Here is a 17,434-nt window from a genome sequence, read left to right on the forward strand (position 1 = left end):
GCCCGGACCGCCGCCGGTCACCGGTATCTCGGAGCACGGCCATTGCCGAGCAGCGGAGACGACGATGAGGCACGAGAGCCTGCCCAGCGGTCTGGTCACCTTCCTGTTCACCGACATCGAGGGGTCGACCCGGCTGGCGCACGCGCTCGGCCCGGCGTACCGCGACGTGTTGGCCGACCACCGGCGGCTGCTGCGCGCCTGCCTGTGTGACGCCGGCGGCGCCGAACTGCTGACCGAGGGCGACTCGTTCTTCGCCGTGTTCGCCGACGCGGACGCCGCCGTACGCGCCTGCGTGCGCGCGCAGCGAGCGCTCGCCGCACACCGCTGGCCGGACGAGACCGCCCGCCCCCGCGTACGGATGGGTCTGCACTCCGGGCACGCCGAACCGCGGGACGGCGAGTACGCCAGCGTCGAGGTGCACCGGGCCGCCCGGGTCGCCGCCGCCGCGGCCGGTGACCAGGTGCTGTGCTCGGCGGCCACCGCCCGCCTGATCGGCCCGGAAGGGCTCGTCGACCTCGGCCTGCACCGGCTGCGCGGCTTCGACGACCGGACCCGGATCTTCCAGGTCACCGCCGCCGGGCTGGCCCGCGACTTCCCGCCGGTACGCACCGCGGACGACCGCTGCCACAACCTGCCGCAGCCGCTGACCCGGTTCGTCGGCCGCGCGTCGGACCGGCTGGAAGTGGCGCTGCTGCTGCGCGAACACCGGCTGGTGACGCTGTGGGGCACCGGCGGGGTCGGCAAGACCCGGCTCGCCGTCCAGGTCGCCCACGACCTCCTCCCCGGTACTCCCGGCGCACAGCCCCGGTATCCGGACGGCGTGTGGTTCGTCGACCTGGCCGCCGCGCCCGGTGGTGACCCGGCCGCCGCGGTGGCACGGAGCCTCGGCGTACGCCCCGGTGCGGGGCAGTCGGTGACCGACGCGCTCACCGAACACCTCCTCGGCCGGGAGTGCCTGCTGCTGCTGGACACCTGCGAACCGCGGCGCGGCGCGGTGGCGACGCTGGTGTCCGCGGTGCTCGCCGCCTGCCCGGGGCTGCGGGTGCTGGCCACCAGCCGGGTGCCGCTGGGTCCGCCGGGCGAGGTGGTCTGGCGGCTCGCGCCGTCCGCGACCGAGGCCGCCGCACTGCTCACCGACCGGCTCGGCACGGCGGCAGGCACCGCCCCCACCCGCCAGGTACTCGGGGGCGTGCCGCTCGGGCGGCTCACCGGTGCACCGACCGCGACCGGGGTGGACCGGCTCGCCCGCTCCCTGGGCGGGCTGCCGCTCGCGGTGGAACTGGCCCTGCCCCGACTGCGGGTGATGCCGCCCCGGCTGCTGGCCGAGCGGCTGACCGCGCCGGACGCCGACCCGGACGCGCTGCTCGCCGGGCCGGGCGGGACCGCGTCGGGTGGCCCGACGCCGGCGCGGCACGCGAGCCTGGCGGTGAGCCTGGACTGGTCGTACCGACTGTTGGAGTGGCCGGCGGCGCGGCTGCTGCGGTCGCTGGCGGCGTGGCCGGGCCGGTTCGACCTGGCGGCGGTGGAGTGGCTGGCCGGCGAGTGGCTGGACCCGGCAGCGACCTGCACGGCCCTGGCCGAACTGGTGGACGCCTCCCTGGTCGAGGCGGAGCTGACGGAGGACAGCGCGGGATATCGCCTGCCGGACCCGGTGCGGTGGGCGGCCCGCCGGCTCGCGGCGGAGAGCGGCGAACTGACGGCGACCCGGGACCGCTACCGCGGGTGGCTGCCGGCGCCGCGCACGCTCGGCGAACCGGTCGCGGCGCGTTGACCGCATCCCGCACGCTCACCCGATGTGTCGGTGTCATCCCGCAATGATGCGCCGGCGTACCGTCCCGGGCGGAGTTGTCCACAGGGGCGCGTACGGGTCCGGGCAGGGGCTGTGGACAACGCGTCGTGTGAGGTCGGCGGCCCGTACCGGGGGTCTCCGACAAGACGTAGAAGCACCTGCCACAATGACGAGGTTGTGACCTCACCGAACTCGACGGCAGGCGCCGGGTACCCGAGCGACGCCCCCGTTTCCCAGGCCCTGTTCGACCGCGCCCGCACCGTCGTGCCGGGCGGGGTGAACTCACCCGTCCGCGCGTTCCAGGCCGTCGGCGGCACGCCGCGGTTCATGGTCCGGGGCGACGGACCCTACCTGTACGACGCCGACGGCCGGCAGTACGTGGATCTGGTGTGCTCCTGGGGTCCGCTGATCCTGGGGCACGCGCACCCCGCCGTCGTCGAGGCGGTCACCGCGGCCGCCGCCCGCGGCACCTCCTTCGGTACGCCGACGCCCGGTGAGGTGGACCTCGCCGAGGAACTCGTCGCGCGTACGGCGGTGGAGCAGGTGCGGCTGGTCAACTCGGGCACCGAGGCGACCATGTCGGCGATCCGGCTGGCGCGCGGCGCGACCGGGCGGGCCCGCGTGATCAAGTTCGCCGGCTGCTATCACGGGCACGTGGACGCGCTGCTCGCCGCGGCCGGTTCCGGGGTGGCGACGCTCGCCGAGGCGGCCGAGCGCGCCCGTGCCGCCGCGTCGGCTCCGGAACCGCTCCGCTCCTCGGTCGCTGGCGCTCCCTACGATGCTCACGAACCCGTCGCCGCCGAGTCCGCCGTACCCGACTCGCCGGGGGTGACGGGGGCGGAGGCGGCGGACACGATCGTGCTGCCGTACAACGACGTGGCGGCGGTGGAGGCGGCGTTCGCGGCCGATCCGGACGGGATCGCCTGCGTGATCACCGAGGCGGCGGCCGGCAACATGGGCGTGGTCGCGCCGCGCGACGGCTTCAACGCGCGGCTCGCCGAGATCGCCCACCGGTACGGTGCGCTGCTGATCCTGGACGAGGTGATGACGGGGTTCCGGGCGGCCCGCGGCGGTTGGTCCGAGCTGGACCCGGTCGATGCCGACCTGTACACGTTCGGCAAGGTGATGGGCGGCGGTCTGCCGGCCGCGGCGTTCGGCGGGCGGGCCGACGTGATGGCGCAGCTCGCCCCGACCGGCCCCGTCTACCAGGCGGGCACGCTGTCCGGCAATCCGCTGGCCTGCGCCGCCGGCCTGGCCACCCTGCTCGGCTGCACGCCCGAGCTGTACCAGCGGCTCGACGCGACCGCGCACACCGTCGCCGACCTGGCGGACAAGGCGCTGACCGAGGCGGGCGTGCCGCACCGGGTGTCGTTCGCGGGCACGATGTTCTCGGTCTTCTTCACCGACGCCGACGTGCGGGACTTCGCCGGCGCGAAGCAGCAGCACACCGCCGCGTACGCGGCGTTCTTCCACGCCATGCTGGAGCGCGGGGTCTACCTGCCGCCCAGCGCCTTCGAGGTCTGGTTCGTGTCCGGCGCGCACGACGCGGCGGCACTCGACCGGATCGCCGACGCCCTGCCGTACGCGGCGCGTGCCGCCGCGGCGGTCTGAGGAGCCGATCATGTCGCTGACCACCACGGTGCACGTGCTCCGGCACGGCGAGGTGTTCAACCCGGAGAAGATCCTGTACGGCCGGCTCCCCGGCTACCGGCTCTCCGACCGGGGCGTACGGATGGCGGAGGTGGTGGCCGCCGCGCTCGCCGGCCGGGACGTGACGTACCTGGTGGCCAGCCCGTTGGAACGGGCGCAGCAGACCGCGGCACCGATCGGCGCGACGTTCGGGCTGGACACCGACACCGACGAGCGGCTCATCGAGTCGGGCAACTGGTTCGAGGGCAAGCGGTTCGGGGTCGGCGACGGCGCGTTGAAGAACCCGTCGGTGTGGCCGAAGCTGCGCAACCCGTTCCGGCCGTCCTGGGGCGAGCCGTACGTGGAGATCGCCCGGCGGATGACGGCGGCGCTGCACGACGCGCGCGACCGCGCCGCCGGGCACGAGGCGGTGTGCGTCTCGCACCAGTCGCCGATCTGGCTGCTCCGGCGGTACGCGGAGGGCCGGAAGCTGTGGCACGACCCGCGGAAGCGGCAGTGCTCGCTGGCCAGCCTCACCTCGTTCCACTTCGACGGCGAGCGCCTGTCCGGCATCTCGTACTCGGAGCCCGCGGCGGACATCGTCGCCGACTCGCCGGTCGCCGCCGAGCACGGTGCCTGACATGCGCAGGTTCCTGGTACTGCTGGCCGTCGCGGGGATCGCGTTGGCCGGCTGCTCCACCGGCAACGACGCCGTCGACCAGAACTCCGGCGGCCAGAACCGGTACGTGGCGGGCAACGGCGAGTCGCAGACGTTCGCGCCGAAGGACCGCACGCCGGGGCCGACGGTGACCGGCGACCTGCTCGACGGCGGAAGGTTCGACCTCCGCTCGCTGCGCGGCCACGTCGTCGTCGTGAACTACTGGGCGTCCTGGTGCAACCCGTGCGCCGCCGAGGCTCCCGACCTGGAGAAGGTGTACCGGCAGACGGAGGGCGACGGCGTCCGGTTCGTCGGGGTGAACATCCGCGACCAGAAGGACCAGGCGCGGGCGTTCGTGAAGGGCCGGGGCATGACGTACCCGAGCCTGTTCGACCCGCCGGGGCGGGTGGCGCTGTCGTTCCGGCAGGTGCCGCCGAACACGATCCCCGCGACGATCATCCTGGACAAGCAGGGCCGGGTCGCCGTCGTACTGCGGCGTGCGGTGCTCGCCACCGAGCTGGCGCCGATGGTCGACAAGGTGGTCCGGGGCCAGTGAACGGCACCGGCTTCGCGCACGCCGCCACCTCCGGACCGCTGCTGGTGGCCCTGGTGGTGAGCCTGATCGCGGGGCTGGTCAGCTTCCTGTCGCCGTGCGTCCTGCCCCTCGTCCCCGGCTACGTCTCGTACGTGACGGGTCTGGCGGGGGCGGACCTGGACGCCGCCCTCGGTACCGATCCGAAGGGGCGGGCGGTGGCGTCGTCCGGCGCGTCGCGTACCCGGGTGCGGGGTCGGATCCTGGCGGGCAGCCTGCTGTTCGTCGCCGGGTTCACGGTGGTGTTCGTGGTGTCCGGCGTGGTGGTGGCCGGGATCGGGCACGCGCTGCTGTCGCACCGGCTGCTGGTCGAGCGGATCGTCGGGATCCTCGTGATCGTGCTGGGGCTGGGTTTCCTGGGGCTGATCCCGGGGCTGTCCCGGGAGGCGCGGGTGCACCGGATGCCGGCGACGGGGCTGGTCGGTGCGCCGCTGCTGGGCGCGGTGTTCGCGCTGGGCTGGACGCCGTGCGTGGGCCCGACCCTCGGTGCGGTACTCAGCCTCGCGACGGTGCAGGGCTCGGTGGGCCGCGGCGTCCTGCTCGCCGTGGCGTACTGCGTGGGCCTGGGGTTGCCGTTCCTGGCCTTCGGGCTGGGTTTCCGCCGGTTGCTGACGGTGTTCGCGGTGATCCGGAGGCACAGCGTGTGGGTGACCCGGGTCGGCGGGGTCCTGCTGATCCTGGTGGGTCTGGCGCTCGCCACGGGCGCCTGGGACAGCTTCACGATCTGGCTGCAGGCCGAGGTCGGCGCCGGGAAGGTTGCGGTATGAGCACCGCGGACGCGATCCGCCCCCACGATGCAGCCGCGCGTGGTGTCGCCACGACCGCTGCCGCGCGTCGCGGGGCCGGTACCGGAACGGCGGAGGTGGCATGAGCGAGACAGGCGACCGCGGACGTACCGACGGGGACGGTCCGGTGCTCGCCGACGACCCGTCGACCGACGACACCACCGACCGGGCGACCGACGGCGCGGCTGCCGGCGCGCGGCCGGTACTGGAGGAGGCCGGGCGCGAGGACGAGAACGCGCTGTCCAGCCGCCCGGACGCCGCCGCGGCCCGGCGCGTCGCCGGCAACGGCGTGCTAGCCACCGGCCGCCGCTGGTGGCGCCAGCTGACCTCGATGCGTACCGCGCTGCTGTTGCTGTTCCTGCTCGCCGTGGCCGCCGCGCCCGGTTCGCTGCTGCCGCAACGCAACCTGAACGCGGACAAGGTCGACACGTACTTCACGCAGCATCCGACGCTGGCCCCGGCCATGGACAAGGCCGGCCTGTTCGACGTGTACTCGTCGCCCTGGTTCGCGGCGATCTACCTGCTGCTGTTCGTGTCGCTGATCGGCTGCCTGACGCCGCGGATCCGGGTACACCTGCGCGCCCTGCGCCGCACCCCGCCGGACGCGCCGCGGGCGTTGCGCCGGCTGCGCGTGCACACCGAGTACGCGAGCGGCAGCGGGGCGGCGGACGCGGCGGAGGTGGCGCGGAAGGCGTTGCGCGGCAGGCGGTTCCGTACGGTGACCCGCCGGCACGACGACGGTACGGTCACGGTCAGCGCGGAGAAGGGCTTCCTGCGCGAGACCGGCAACCTGCTGTTCCACTTCTCGCTGGTGGCGCTGCTGGTCGGGGTCGCCGTCGGCGCGGGGTACGGCTGGCACGGTGGGCGGCTGCTGATGGCGGGCAAGGACAACGCCTTCTGCAACAACCTCCAGCAGTACGACGAGTACAGCCTGGGGTCGCGGGTGTCGGGCGGTGACCTGCCGCCGTTCTGCGTGACGCTGGATCGGTTCCACGCGAAGTTCCAGGACAACGGCCAGCCCCTCGCCTACTCCGCCGACGTGACGTACTCGCCGGACGGCGGCTCCGGCGGCAAGCGGTACAAGCTGGAGGTCAACCACCCGCTGCGGGTCGACGGCGCCTCCGTGTACCTGGTCGGCAACGGCTACTCGCCGGTCTTCCGCTACACCGACCGGTACGGGCAGACGCAGACGGTCGTCTCCCCGTTCATCCCCAGCGACAGCAACTTCACCAGCGACGGTGTGGCGATCTTCCCGGACGCGAACATCGACCCGAAGACCGGCAAGCGCAACGTCGACCTGCAGATGGCGTTCCAGGGCGTGTTCTTCCCGACCGTCTCCAAGCAGGGCGGGCACGGGTCCACGTTCCCCGGGCTGCGCGACCCGGCCGTGCTGCTCTTCGCGTACCGCGGGAACACGGGCACCGACGCGGGCGTCCCGCACTCGGTCTACTCGCTCGACCAGAGCCAGATCCAGAACAAGCAGCTCAGGCAGATCGGGAAGAACCCGAAGCTGCTGCGGCCCAGTACGAAGTGCACGGCGCAGAGCTGCTGGAAGCTGGACGACGGGACGACCGTCCAGTTCGTCGGCGTGCAGCGGTGGGCGACGATCCAGGTCCGGCACGACCCGGGCGAGCGGATCGTGCTCGTCGCCGGCGTCGCGCTGCTGCTCGGCCTGATGGGGTCGCTGACGATCCGCCGCCGCCGGATCTGGTTCCGCTTCACCCCGGACGGCTCGGGCAGCACGGTCAGCGCCGGTGGCCTGGCCCGCACCGAGTACGCCGGGTTCCGCGCCGAGTTCGACCGGATCGTCGATGCCGCGGGCGGCCCGGCGCGCCCACCGGACTCCGGTACACCCCGAGGGAAGGACTGACGATCGTGTACTCCTCGATCTCCGACGGCCTGATGGTGGCCGCGGTCCTCGGCTACATGCTGGCGATGATCGGCTACGCGGTCGAGTACGCGTTCGGCCGGCAGGGTGTCGTCGCCCGGATCGCGGCCCGGAAGCCGCGCGCCAGCAGGGTTCTGGTGACCGCCGGTGGTGACGAGGTCGTCGAGACGGCGGCCGACGACACCGGCGACGACGACGAGCCGCACCGGCCGATCGACGCCGGGCGCGCCGCGTTCATCGGCCGGATCGCGCTGGTCGTGCAGACCCTGGCCGCCGCGGCGCACACCGCCTGCCTGGTGTTCCGTGCGCTCGCGGCGCACCGCGTGCCGTGGGGCAACATGTACGAGTACGTGCTGACGGCGTGCCTGATCGCCACGGTGGCCTGGCTGGTCGTCGCGTGGCGGCGGCCGGCGGTGCGGCACCTCGGGCTGTTCGTGTCGCTGGTGGTCGCGATCCTGCTCTGCGTCGACGCCGCCAAGCTGTACGCCACGGCCGGCCCGCTGGTGCCCGCGCTCAACTCGTACTGGCTGGTCATCCACGTGTCGGCGATGACGGTGGCGTCCGGCATCTTCCTGGTGGGCTTCGTGACGGTCGCGCTGTACCTGATCCAGGAGCGGCGCGAGGCGTGGCTGGCCGCGGACCGGCCGCTGCGCTTCCCGCTGACCCTCGGCGACCGGCTCCCCGCGTCGGAAACGTTGGAGCGACTGGGTTTCCGCATCCACGCCCTCGGGTTCCCGATCTGGACGTTCGGCATCATGTGCGGCGCGATCTGGGCCGAGCACGCCTGGGGCCGCTACTGGGGCTGGGATCCGAAGGAGACCTGGTCGTTCATCGCCTGGGTGGTCTACGCCGCGTACCTGCACGCCCGCGCCACGCCGAGCATCCGCGGCCGCTGGTCGAGCTGGATCGCGATGCTGGGCTGGGCGGTCATGCTGGTCAACCTGTTCGGCGTCAACCTGGTCGTCTCCGGCCTCCACTCGTACGCCGGGGTCGGCTGAGCCGCACCCGTACGACGGGGGCCCCGGCGCCGGGGCCCCGCGTCGCGGGTCAGCGGACGTGCACGGTCACCGTGGTCGTCCGGGTCGGCGCGACCGAACCGTCCACATCGGACAGATCGACCGCCAGGTACTCGCCGTCGTCCTGCGTACCGTCCGGCAACGTCTTGGCGTGCAACCGGAACGGCGCGCTGTCGGTACTGACGCCGTCCAGGCCGAAGTCGCTGTCGTTGCTGATCACCAGCGTGTGCCCGCGTACGGCGACGCCCTCGACCTTGTCGTGGCCGAAGAAGTACCCGCGCGGGTCGAGGCCGGTGACGAGCTTCGCGAGATCCAGGGCCAGGTCGCTGCCGGCGGCGGTGACGTGCGCGCCGGCCAGGATCGTACGGGCGTCGGCGGTGTCGGCGCGGCCGACGAGGCGTTCGAGCGTGCCACCGGCGACGACCAGCCCGCGGTCCGGATCGTACGTGGCGCCCGGGACGCGGGCGGCCGGGCCGATGTCGGTGGCGTGCCTGACATCCACCGCGTACAGCCGCTTGAACGCGCCGGGCTCCATGTTCCCGTCCCGCTCGTCCACCAGGAACCTCGTGGCCGACAGCGCGGTGATCTCGCTGACCGCGGTGCCGTTGTCGCCCGGGTCGTGCAGCAGGTACGGGTACTCGTGCGTGGCGCCGCTGCGCAGGTCGTACGTGACGATGCGGACCAGCGCGACGTTCTTCACCTTCTCCGTCAGGTCGTCCTGGTGCAGCGCGGACTGCATGACGCCGACGAGGGTCCGGCCGTCCGGCGTGACCGTCAGCCCCTCCATGCCCTTGTTCGGCTCCCGGTGCCGCAGCTCCCCGGGCAGCGTCCCGTCGTACGGCGAGAGTCGGCCGAGCTGCCGGCCGTCCGCGGCGAAGTGCGTGACGAACGGCCCGTACTCGTCCGACACCCAGAACGTGCCGTCCTTCGCCGCGACCAGACCCTCCGGGTCGTAGCCGTACGGCGAGGCGGGCAGCGGCTTCCCGTCGAGGCCGGTGATCGTCTCGCCGGTCGACGCCTGCGTGTTCACCTGCCCGTTGTACGGCGTGCCGTCCGCCGCGCGCAGCGTGATCGTACGGACCAGCGTCGCCGTGCCGTGCGCCAGCCGGAAGCGGCCGATCGACGGCGCGAAGCCCGGCAGCGGCTCGATCTTCGTACCGTCCGGCCCGTCCACGTTCGGCCCGCGGTCGGTCAGCCCGTAGTACTCGTCGCGGTGGCCGGGCACCGGCGCCAGCGCCGAACCGTACCCCTCGGCGCTGATCCGTACGCCGCCGATCGTGGCCAGCGGCGGCAGATCCGAGCGGTACAGCCGGACCGCGTCACTGCTGGTGTACGTGAACGTGTCGGTGCCGGTGAAGCCCGGGTCGGGCCGGTAGCCGAGCCGGCCGTCGTCGCCGACGGACACCGTGCCGTGCGCCGGATCGCTGTGCCCGACCACCTGCCCACCGGTCGCCGGTACGCTCAGCGCGCCGCCCGGCCGCACCGTGTACCCGTGCTGCGGCGCGGCCCACGTCGTCCCCGCGACACCGACCGCGAGTACCGCCGCGGCCACCGCGGTCACCGTTCTGCGCACCTCGTACCTCCGTCGGCTCGGTCGTGACCCGCCGACATCCTGGTCCGTTCCGGGTTTCCGGCGGACGAGCGCGGCGCGAACACCACCCGAACTCACCGCACGAGACGCGGTACGTCAGCGTGGCGCGACGGCGGACCAGGCGACGGTGAGCTCGCCGCGCCGCCAGGCGCGCGGGTCGGGTTCGACGGGCCAGCCGGCGGCGCGGGTCGCGGCGACCGCGTGCCGGAACCGTTGCCGCGTACCGAACGTGGCGTACGGTGCCGCCGCCCGCCACTGCTCGCCGAGCGCGCCGAGGAACCCGTGCACCGGCTCACCCGGTACGTTCCGGTGGATCAGCGCCTTCGGCAGCCGTTCCGCGAACACCGCCGGACTGTCCAAAGTGGACAAACGGGCGGCGAGGGTGAGCGTCGTCGGGCCGGCCGCGGACAGGCACACCCAGGTCGCCACCCGGCCCAGCTCGTCGCACGTACCGTCCACGGCCACCCCGCCCGGCGCCAGCCGCGACCGCAGCTCCGCCCACGCCCCCGCCACCTCCGCCTCCTCGTACTGGCGGAGCACGTTGAACGCGCGGACCACCAGCGGGCGCAGGCCGGCCAGTTCGAAGCCGCCGAGCCGGAAGTCGAGGCCCGGCCGGGCCAGCGGACGGGCCCGCGCCACCCGGTCCGGATCGATCTCCACCCCGACGACCCGCGCGCCGGTACCGGCGAGACGGTCGGCGAGCTCGACGGTGGTGACCGGACTCGCGCCGTACCCGAGGTCGACGACGAGCGGGTCGGCGGCGGACCGCAGCAGCCGCCCGTACCGGCGGGCCAGCCAGCGGTCGACCCGCCGCAACCGGTTGGGATTGGTGGTGCCGCGGGTGACGGTGCCGAGCGGCCGGGTCACGGCCGTCCCGGCGGCGACGCGCGCCGGCCGGTCACGTCAACCGATCCGGCCCTTGAAGACCTTGTGGTTGGCGGCCTGCGCGAGCGGCCGGACGACCAGCCGGTCCACGTTGACGTGCTGCGGCAGCCCGACCGTCCACGCGACGCACTCGGCGATGTCGTCGGCGGTCAGCGGCTCCGGCACCCCCTCGTACACCTTGGCGGCGCGGTCGCTGTCGCCGTGGAACCGGGTCAGCGAGAACTCCTCGGTCGCGACCATGCCCGGGGCGATCTCCACGACCCGGACGGGCCGGCCGGACAGTTCCAGCCGCAGCGTCTCCGTCACGGCCTGCTCGGCATGCTTGGCCGCCGTGTACCCGGCGCCGCCCTCGTACACCCCGTGCGCCGCGGTCGACGTGATCATCACGATCGTGCCGCGCCGGCTGGCCGTGAGCGCCGGCAGCAGGGCGGCCGTCACGCGCTGCGTCCCCACCACGTTGACCTGGTACATCGTGTCCCAGTCGGCGAGGTCCGCCGTCTCCACCGGGTCCAACCCGTACGCCCCGCCGGCGTTGTTGACGAGTACCCGGCAGTCGCCGTCGATCCGGTCGACCGCCGCAGCGAGCGCGGTCACCTGCGCCGGATCGGTGACGTCGCACGGCACCGCGGTACCGTCGATCTCGGCGGCCAGCTCGGCGATGCGCCCGGCCCGCCGCGCCGCCGCCACAACGTGGTACCCGGCGGCAGCCAGGTGCCGCGCGCTCGCCGCGCCGATCCCGCTGGACGCGCCGGTCACCACCGCGACCGGGCGTCGTACCTCGTCAGCCATGGCCCGATCCTGCCACGGCGAGATCGGTCACTGTCGTTCGACTCTCATCGTACGAAGCGGCAGGATGGTGACCGGGGGACCGGACAAGGAGGACGCATGGTCTCGCGGAGCCTTCGCAGCTGCGGTGGCTACGGTCCGCGCTGGGCACACCGGGCCGACCCGCTCGTACCGCAGCGGATCGCGCTGCTGTCCATGCACACCTCCCCGCTGCACCAACCGGGCACCGGCGACTCCGGCGGCATGAACGTGTACATCGTGGAGGCGGCCAAGCGGCTCGCCGCCCACGGCGCCGCCGTCGACATCTTCACCCGCGCCACCTCGTCCGACGAACCACCCGTCGCCGACCTCGCCCCCGGCGTACGGGTGCGGCACGTGCTCGCCGGCCCGTTCGAGGGGCTGCCGAAACTCGACCTGCCCGACCAGCTGTGCGGCTTCACCGCCGGCGTCCTGCGCGCCCACGCCGCCCGGCCGTACGACCTGGTCCACTCGCACTACTGGCTGTCCGGCCAGGCCGGCTACCAGACCCGGGACCGCTGGGGCGTACCGCTGGTGCACACCGCGCACACCCTCGCCAAGGTCAAGAACGCCCAGCTCGCCGCCGGTGACGTCGCCGAACCCGCGGCCCGCATCGTCGGCGAGGAGCGCGTCGTCGCCGAGGCCGACCGGCTCGTCGCCAACACCGACGCCGAAGCCCGCGACCTCGTCACGTACTACGACGCCGACCCCGACCGCGTCAGCGTCGTACTGCCCGGCGTCGACCTGGCGCAGTTCAGCCCGGGCGACCGGTTCACGCCGACCGGCCCGGACACCACCGCCGACCTGCGGCGCCGGCACGACCTGCCGACCGACGCGCTGATCCTGCTGTTCGTCGGCCGGATCCAGCCGCTCAAGGCCCCCGACGTACTGCTGCGCGCGGTGGCCGCGCTGCGCGACCGCGACCCCGTACTGGCCCGCCGGGTCGTCGCCGTCGTGGCCGGCGGCCCCAGCGGCAGCGGCACCGCCCGCCCGACGTACCTGCACGAACTGGCCGGAACGCTCGGCATCGCCGACGCGGTCCGGTTCCTGCCCGCGCAGCCCGCCGCCCGCCTCGCCGAGCTGTACCGGTGCGCCGACCTGGTCTGCGTACCCAGCCACAACGAGTCGTTCGGGCTCGTCGCGCTCGAAGCGCAGGCGTGCGGCACGCCCGTCGTCGCCGCCGCGGTCGGCGGCCTCACCACCGCCGTCGCCGACGGGAGTACCGGGGCGCTGGTGGACGGGCACGACCCCGCCGACTGGGCCCGGGTACTGCACGGACTGCTCCTCGAACCGGCCCGGCGCGCCGCACTCGCCGCCGCCGCCCGGCCCCACGCCGCCCGGTTCTCCTGGGAACGCACCGCCGACGGCCTGCTCGCCGTCTACACCGACGCGATCACGGAGTACGCGGCGCGCCGCCCGCTCAGCGCGTGATGTGATGTCGCCATGACTGCCACCGCGGTGATCGAGGCGACCCTGGCCGACTCCGGACTCGACTGGCAACGCACCGGCGACGGCGCGTACGCGGTGACCCTGCCCGGTACGCACAAGCTCAAGACCACCTGCAACCTCGTCGTCGGCCAGCACGCCCTCCGGGTCGAGGCGTTCGTCATGCGCCAACCCGACGAGAACCGCGAGGAACTGTGGGCCTGGCTGCTGCGCCGCAACGCCCGCCTGTACGGCGTCTCCTTCGCCATCGACCAGGTCGGCGACGTGTACCTGATGGGGCGGCTGCCGCTCTCCGCAGTCAGCGCCGACGAGATCGACCGGCTGCTCGGCGCCGTCCTCACGTACGCCGACGAGAGCTTCGACCCGATGCTCGAAATCGGCTTCGGCACGGCGATCCGGCGCGAATGGGAATGGCGGGTCAAGCGGGGGGAGTCGCTGGCGAACCTGCGCGCCTTCGCGCACTTCGCCGATCCTGCGCGGGATTCCGGTGCGGGGCGTGTCGATGCACCGACGGAGAGTTCCGACTGACCCTGATTGTTCAATTGTTCAACTGTCTCATTGTTCAACAGTTGAACAATGACACAATTGAACAATCAATCAAGATCATCAAGCCGGCGCCGGGTCGTGATGCACCTGGGTCGGCGGCACGCTCATCCGCCGCATCACCCGGTCCAGCGCGTGCACCAGCCCCGGCGGCCCCGACAGGTACACCTCGTGTGCGTGCCACGGTCCGGACTGCGCGATCAGGTCCGGTACCTCGCCCTTGACTCCGGGAAAGTCCGGGTCCTCGGTGACGACCGGTACGAGCGTGAGCGACCGGTACCGTTCGGCGAGCGCGGCGAGGGTGGGCAGGTCGTACAGCTCCTGGGTGTGGCGGACGGCGAAGACGAGTTGGACGGGTCGGCCGGGCTGGGTGGTGAGGACCTGTTCGACGACGGCCCGGCAGGGGGCGAGTCCGGTGCCGCCGGCGACGACGAGCAGTGGCCGTTCCTCGTCGGTGTCGACGACGGCGGTACCCATGGGTGGGCCGAGGCGCAGCGTGTCGCCGACCCGGGCGCGGTGGACGAGTTCGGTGGACACCTGGCCGAGTTCGTGCGCGCGTACGTGGAACTCCAGGACGCCGTCCGGCCGTGGCGCGGTGGCCATCGAGTACGGGCGCCAGACGCGGGGTTGGTTCGGCACTTCGACGGTGGCGTACTGCCCGGCGCGGTAGCGGTAGGGGACGTCGGTGCGGATCCGGAGTACGGCGATGTCGGGGTAGCGGCGTTCGTGCGTGACGATGGTGCCCTGCCAGTACGGCGGGTCGGTGGAGGCGGCTTCGGCGGCCTGCATGACGCCGGCGGCGTAGTCGTACGCGCGGGTCCAGGCCGTCGCGTACTCGGGCCGCCAGTTCGCCCCGGCGTGTTCCTCCAGTGCGCCGATGAGGGCCTGGCGTACCGCGTCGTAGTGGGCCGGTCGGATGCCGTACTTGCGGTGGTCGCGGCCGAGCTGTTCGAGCACCGGTACCAGCTCGTGGATCTTCTCCAGCGCCTCGGCGAGCCCGATCAGCGCGCTGAACAGCCGGTCGGAGTCGGCCCGCAGCCCGGCGGGGAACAGGTTCCGCAGGTACGGCCGGCCGAGGAACAGCTGCGCGTAGAACGACCGCACCACCTCGTCGGCCGAGGAGGTGACCGCCTCCAGGCTGGCCACCAGCAACCGCTGGTCCGCCAACCTCTCCCGGTACTCGGTGGGGCGGCGCGGCGCGGGTGCGGCCATCGGTGACCCGTCGCGCAGGGACCGACGGAGCTGCATGGCGTGATGCAGCGCGAGCAGTTGCTCGTAGTCCTTGCCGTCGGTCATGGTGTCCTTCTGTTGCAGGTTGTCCGAGTCCGGATAGTGTCAGGAAACCGGCCGTGATGTAAGTCCGGACGATCCGTCACCATTCGGGGTCAGGCGTCACCGCCGGTCAACGACGGTCCGCGGGGTGGCATTCCGTTTTTGACGAAAGCGGATGCCCGTAGCTTGTCAGATCCCGGGCCGCCGCGCCGTACGCGGACGCGGCCGGTTCCGCATCGACCGGCGGCGATCCGCGGGTGGCCCGGATGGGAGATACTGCGAGCCGTCCTGACCCGGCGCGTACCGATCGCAAAGGCTTTGCCCATGTATCCACAGGCCAACCCGGCGAACCCGCTGCACCAGGAGCGCTGGCTGCCGGTCGAGACCCTGGAGCAGAACGCCCAGGCGCTGGACGACTACCCGCACAAGTACGTCTTCGTCGTGACCCGGAGCAACGGGGAGATGACGACGTCGTTCGGGCGCGGGCAGCTCGTCGCGGCGCGGCTGTTCTGGGCCGTCGAGATGCTGGAGACGAAGGGCTGGGAGCCCGCGGCGTGGGACCTGGACGGCGAGTCCGTCGGCGTGGTCATGCGCCGCGTCGGTGGCGGCGGCACCTCGTACGAGCTGGACTCCGGGCAGTGGTCCTGACCGCCTGATGGACCCGCGCCGCCCCTGTCGAGCACGGCCCCGGCGGTACGCCAAGATGGGGGCATGACGAGCATCCTGCGCCCTTCGCGGCGAGAAGAGCGTCGGCCGGTGGGCAGGCTGGTGCTGGTACGGCACGGCGAGAGCGAGTGGAACGCCAGGAACCTGTTCAGCGGCTGGGTCGACGTCGATCTGAACGACAAGGGCGTGGCCGAGGCGACGCGCGGCGGTGAACTGCTGCGCGAGCACGGCATCGCGCCGGACGTGGTGCACACGTCGCTGCTGCGCCGCGCGATCCGTACCGGGCAGATCGTGCTCGACGGGGTGGACCGGCACTGGATCCCGGTGCGCCGCTCCTGGCGGCTGAACGAGCGCCACTACGGCGCCCTCCAGGGCAAGAACAAGAAGGAGACCCTGGAGCAGTTCGGCGAGGAGCAGTTCATGATCTGGCGCCGGTCGTACGACACGCCGCCGCCCGCGATCGCCGACGACGCCGAGTACTCGCAGGCCGGCGACCCGCGCTACGCGGGCCTGCCGTCCGAGCTGATGCCGCGCACCGAGTGCCTGAAGGACGTGCTGGAGCGCTTCCTGCCGTACTGGTACGACGCGATCGTGCCGGACCTGCTCGACGGCCGTACGGTGCTGGTCGCGGCGCACGGCAACTCGCTGCGCGCGCTGGTGAAGCACCTGGACCAGATCTCCGACGACGACATCGTCGGCGTCAACATCCCCACCGGCATCCCGCTGGTGTACGAGCTGGACGACGAGCTGCGCAAGGTCAAGTCGGAGTACCTGGACCCGGAGGCCGCCGCCGCCGGTGCCGCCGCGGTCGCCAACCAGGGCCGCTGACCTGCTGCCGGTGGGTCCGTCCGCGGATCCACCGGCGCTGGTTCGGTGGTGTGGCAAGGGTTTCCGGGTCAGGCTGCGGCGGTGGAAGTCGACGGCGTACGGCCACCACTGCCGCCCGCCGTCGCGCCCAGCAACCAGTGGTGCCCGCGTCCGGGCAGATCGAACCCCGCCGTCGCGCGCCGGGGCGGCCCGGTCGGGTCGGGGATGCGTGGTGCCGTCACGGCACCGGACGCTACGGGGCGGCGACCTCGCCGGTCACCAGGTAGATGACCTGCGCGGCGGCGTTGACCGCGTGGTCGGCGTACCGCTCGTAGTAGCGGCCGAGGAGTGCGGCGTCGACGGCCGCCTCGGCGCCGTGCGTCCAGTCCGGGGCGAACATGATGGCGAACATCCGCCGGTGCAACGCATCCAGCTCGTCGTCGTCGCGGTCCAGTTCGGCGGCGCGGGTGGCGTCGCGCTCGGCGACGACCGTGTGCATCTTGTCGGCCATCCGCACCGCGATGTCCGACATCTGCGCGAACACCTCGGTCAGCTCCGGCACCACCGCGTTCTCCGGGTACCGGCGCAGCGCGGCGCGCGCCACGTGCCGGGCCAGGTTGCCCATGCGTTCCATGTCGGCGGCCACGTGTTGCGCGGTCAGGACGACGCGCAGGTCGGAGGCGACGGGCGCCTGGAGCGCGAGCACCTCGTACGTCCGCTCCTCGACCTGGCTGCGCAGGGCGCCGACCTCGGCGTGGTCGGCGAGGACCCCGTCGGCGGCGGCCCGGTCGGCGGACAGCAGTCCGCGGCTCGCCTCCCGCATGGCCTGGCCGACGTGCTCCGCCATGGCCGACAGCAGCTCGCCCACCACCGCCAACTGCACCCGGTACTCGTCCCGCATCGTCGTCCAGCTCCTCGGTTCACCGGCCCGGGCGGTCCCGACGTACGGCCTCCGAGCCCTGCCGGGCGTACGACGTTCACGGCGTCGTGCCCGCTTACGGTGGCGACGCTAAGTGGGAAGGGCATCGCCCCGGTGAACCGTGGTGAACGACGCCTGCCCTGG

The 17,434-nt window shown here is 73.1% G+C and carries 16 protein-coding genes; 11 read left to right on the forward strand and 5 right to left on the reverse strand.

The window, feature by feature from the left end; genetic code table 11:
* The first annotated feature begins 64 nt into the window (after positions 1-64).
* From Aru02nite_RS37265 to ccsB, 7 genes are all read left to right on the forward strand, one after another.
* The gene (locus Aru02nite_RS37265) at positions 65-1,771 is read left to right on the forward strand and encodes an ATP-binding protein (protein WP_203660811.1); all 1,707 of its coding nucleotides are present in this window, start codon (positions 65-67) and stop codon (positions 1,769-1,771) included.
* 195 nt (positions 1,772-1,966) lie between these two features.
* The gene (gene hemL / locus Aru02nite_RS22330) at positions 1,967-3,400 is read left to right on the forward strand and encodes a glutamate-1-semialdehyde 2,1-aminomutase (RefSeq protein WP_203660813.1); all 1,434 of its coding nucleotides are present in this window, start codon (positions 1,967-1,969) and stop codon (positions 3,398-3,400) included.
* Between the two features lie 10 nt (positions 3,401-3,410).
* On the forward strand, positions 3,411-4,058 hold the full coding sequence (locus Aru02nite_RS22335; protein ID WP_203660815.1) for a histidine phosphatase family protein: 648 nt from the start codon (positions 3,411-3,413) through the stop codon (positions 4,056-4,058).
* A 1-nt stretch (position 4,059) separates the two neighbouring features.
* On the forward strand, positions 4,060-4,632 hold the full coding sequence (locus tag Aru02nite_RS22340) for a TlpA family protein disulfide reductase (RefSeq protein WP_203660818.1): 573 nt from the start codon (positions 4,060-4,062) through the stop codon (positions 4,630-4,632).
* Positions 4,629-5,435 (forward strand): cytochrome c biogenesis CcdA family protein, encoded by an 807-nt coding sequence (locus tag Aru02nite_RS22345; RefSeq protein ID WP_203660819.1) that lies wholly within the window; start codon positions 4,629-4,631, stop codon positions 5,433-5,435. The genes Aru02nite_RS22340 and Aru02nite_RS22345 overlap by 4 nt, the downstream gene beginning before the upstream one ends.
* 100 nt (positions 5,436-5,535) lie before the next feature.
* On the forward strand, positions 5,536-7,323 hold the full coding sequence (locus tag Aru02nite_RS22350) for a cytochrome c biogenesis protein ResB (protein WP_239076869.1): 1,788 nt from the start codon (positions 5,536-5,538) through the stop codon (positions 7,321-7,323).
* Between the two features lie 5 nt (positions 7,324-7,328).
* Positions 7,329-8,339 (forward strand): c-type cytochrome biogenesis protein CcsB, encoded by a 1,011-nt coding sequence (ccsB, locus tag Aru02nite_RS22355; RefSeq protein WP_239076870.1) that lies wholly within the window; start codon positions 7,329-7,331, stop codon positions 8,337-8,339.
* Positions 8,340-8,388: 49 nt separating this feature from the next.
* On the opposite strand, the gene Aru02nite_RS22360 is transcribed toward ccsB, so the two are convergent.
* The 3 genes from Aru02nite_RS22360 to Aru02nite_RS22370 all read right to left on the reverse strand — a co-directional run bounded on the left by Aru02nite_RS22360 (position 8,389) and on the right by Aru02nite_RS22370 (position 11,622).
* Positions 8,389-9,930, reverse strand: a complete 1,542-nt coding sequence (locus Aru02nite_RS22360; protein ID WP_203660821.1) for an esterase-like activity of phytase family protein — start codon at positions 9,928-9,930, stop codon at positions 8,389-8,391.
* Positions 9,931-10,044: 114 nt separating this feature from the next.
* Positions 10,045-10,815, reverse strand: coding sequence for a class I SAM-dependent methyltransferase (locus Aru02nite_RS22365; RefSeq protein ID WP_203660823.1), 771 nt, complete (start codon positions 10,813-10,815; stop codon positions 10,045-10,047).
* A gap of 36 nt (positions 10,816-10,851) precedes the next feature.
* Positions 10,852-11,622 carry an SDR family oxidoreductase gene (locus Aru02nite_RS22370; protein ID WP_203660825.1) on the reverse strand — a complete coding sequence of 257 codons (771 nt, stop codon included), beginning with the start codon at positions 11,620-11,622 and terminating at the stop codon, positions 10,852-10,854.
* Positions 11,623-11,718: 96 nt separating this feature from the next.
* Here Aru02nite_RS22370 and mshA point away from each other — a divergent pair, with 96 nt between their 5' ends.
* Positions 11,719-13,068 (forward strand): D-inositol-3-phosphate glycosyltransferase, encoded by a 1,350-nt coding sequence (gene mshA, locus Aru02nite_RS22375; RefSeq protein WP_203660827.1) that lies wholly within the window; start codon positions 11,719-11,721, stop codon positions 13,066-13,068.
* Positions 13,069-13,080: 12 nt separating this feature from the next.
* Entirely contained in the window at positions 13,081-13,611 is a 531-nt protein-coding gene (locus tag Aru02nite_RS22380; protein ID WP_203660829.1) for a type III secretion system chaperone family protein, read from the forward strand.
* Positions 13,612-13,689: 78 nt separating this feature from the next.
* Here the strand turns inward: Aru02nite_RS22380 and Aru02nite_RS22385 are convergent, their stop codons facing one another.
* Complete coding sequence (locus Aru02nite_RS22385; protein ID WP_203660831.1) at positions 13,690-14,922, reverse strand: globin domain-containing protein; 1,233 nt, start codon at positions 14,920-14,922, stop codon at positions 13,690-13,692.
* Between the two features lie 300 nt (positions 14,923-15,222).
* Here Aru02nite_RS22385 and Aru02nite_RS22390 point away from each other — a divergent pair, with 300 nt between their 5' ends.
* Both Aru02nite_RS22390 and Aru02nite_RS22395 read left to right on the forward strand, forming a co-directional pair.
* Positions 15,223-15,546, forward strand: a complete 324-nt coding sequence (locus Aru02nite_RS22390; RefSeq protein WP_203660833.1) for a hypothetical protein — start codon at positions 15,223-15,225, stop codon at positions 15,544-15,546.
* 63 nt (positions 15,547-15,609) lie between these two features.
* Positions 15,610-16,392: a phosphoglyceromutase gene (locus Aru02nite_RS22395; protein WP_203660835.1), complete on the forward strand. Its 783-nt coding sequence runs from the start codon at positions 15,610-15,612 to the stop codon at positions 16,390-16,392.
* Between the two features lie 232 nt (positions 16,393-16,624).
* Here Aru02nite_RS22395 and phoU read toward each other — a convergent pair whose 3' ends face one another.
* Entirely contained in the window at positions 16,625-17,272 is a 648-nt protein-coding gene (phoU, locus tag Aru02nite_RS22400) for a phosphate signaling complex protein PhoU (protein WP_203660837.1), read from the reverse strand.
* Positions 17,273-17,434 lie beyond the last annotated feature (162 nt).

Origin of the sequence: Actinocatenispora rupis (assembly GCF_016861975.1) — a bacterium.
In the GTDB taxonomy this organism is placed as follows: Bacteria; Actinomycetota; Actinomycetes; order Mycobacteriales; family Micromonosporaceae; genus Actinocatenispora; species Actinocatenispora rupis.

Bases quoted from the DNA above. Each gene is read 5' to 3' on its own strand.
- Aru02nite_RS37265 (WP_203660811.1), top strand. From the start codon at position 65: ATGAGGCACGAGAGCCTGCCCAGCGGTCTGGTCACCTTCCTGTTCACC.
- Aru02nite_RS22335 (WP_203660815.1), top strand. From the start codon at position 3,411: ATGTCGCTGACCACCACGGTGCACGTGCTCCGGCACGGCGAGGTGTTC.
- Aru02nite_RS22340 (WP_203660818.1), top strand. From the start codon at position 4,060: ATGCGCAGGTTCCTGGTACTGCTGGCCGTCGCGGGGATCGCGTTGGCC.
- Aru02nite_RS22350 (WP_239076869.1), top strand. From the start codon at position 5,536: ATGAGCGAGACAGGCGACCGCGGACGTACCGACGGGGACGGTCCGGTG.
- Aru02nite_RS22370 (WP_203660825.1), bottom strand. From the start codon at position 11,622: ATGGCTGACGAGGTACGACGCCCGGTCGCGGTGGTGACCGGCGCGTCC.
- mshA (WP_203660827.1), top strand. From the start codon at position 11,719: ATGGTCTCGCGGAGCCTTCGCAGCTGCGGTGGCTACGGTCCGCGCTGG.
- Aru02nite_RS22380 (WP_203660829.1), top strand. From the start codon at position 13,081: ATGACTGCCACCGCGGTGATCGAGGCGACCCTGGCCGACTCCGGACTC.
- Aru02nite_RS22385 (WP_203660831.1), bottom strand. From the start codon at position 14,922: ATGACCGACGGCAAGGACTACGAGCAACTGCTCGCGCTGCATCACGCC.
- Aru02nite_RS22390 (WP_203660833.1), top strand. From the start codon at position 15,223: ATGTATCCACAGGCCAACCCGGCGAACCCGCTGCACCAGGAGCGCTGG.
- Aru02nite_RS22395 (WP_203660835.1), top strand. From the start codon at position 15,610: ATGACGAGCATCCTGCGCCCTTCGCGGCGAGAAGAGCGTCGGCCGGTG.
- phoU (WP_203660837.1), bottom strand. From the start codon at position 17,272: ATGCGGGACGAGTACCGGGTGCAGTTGGCGGTGGTGGGCGAGCTGCTG.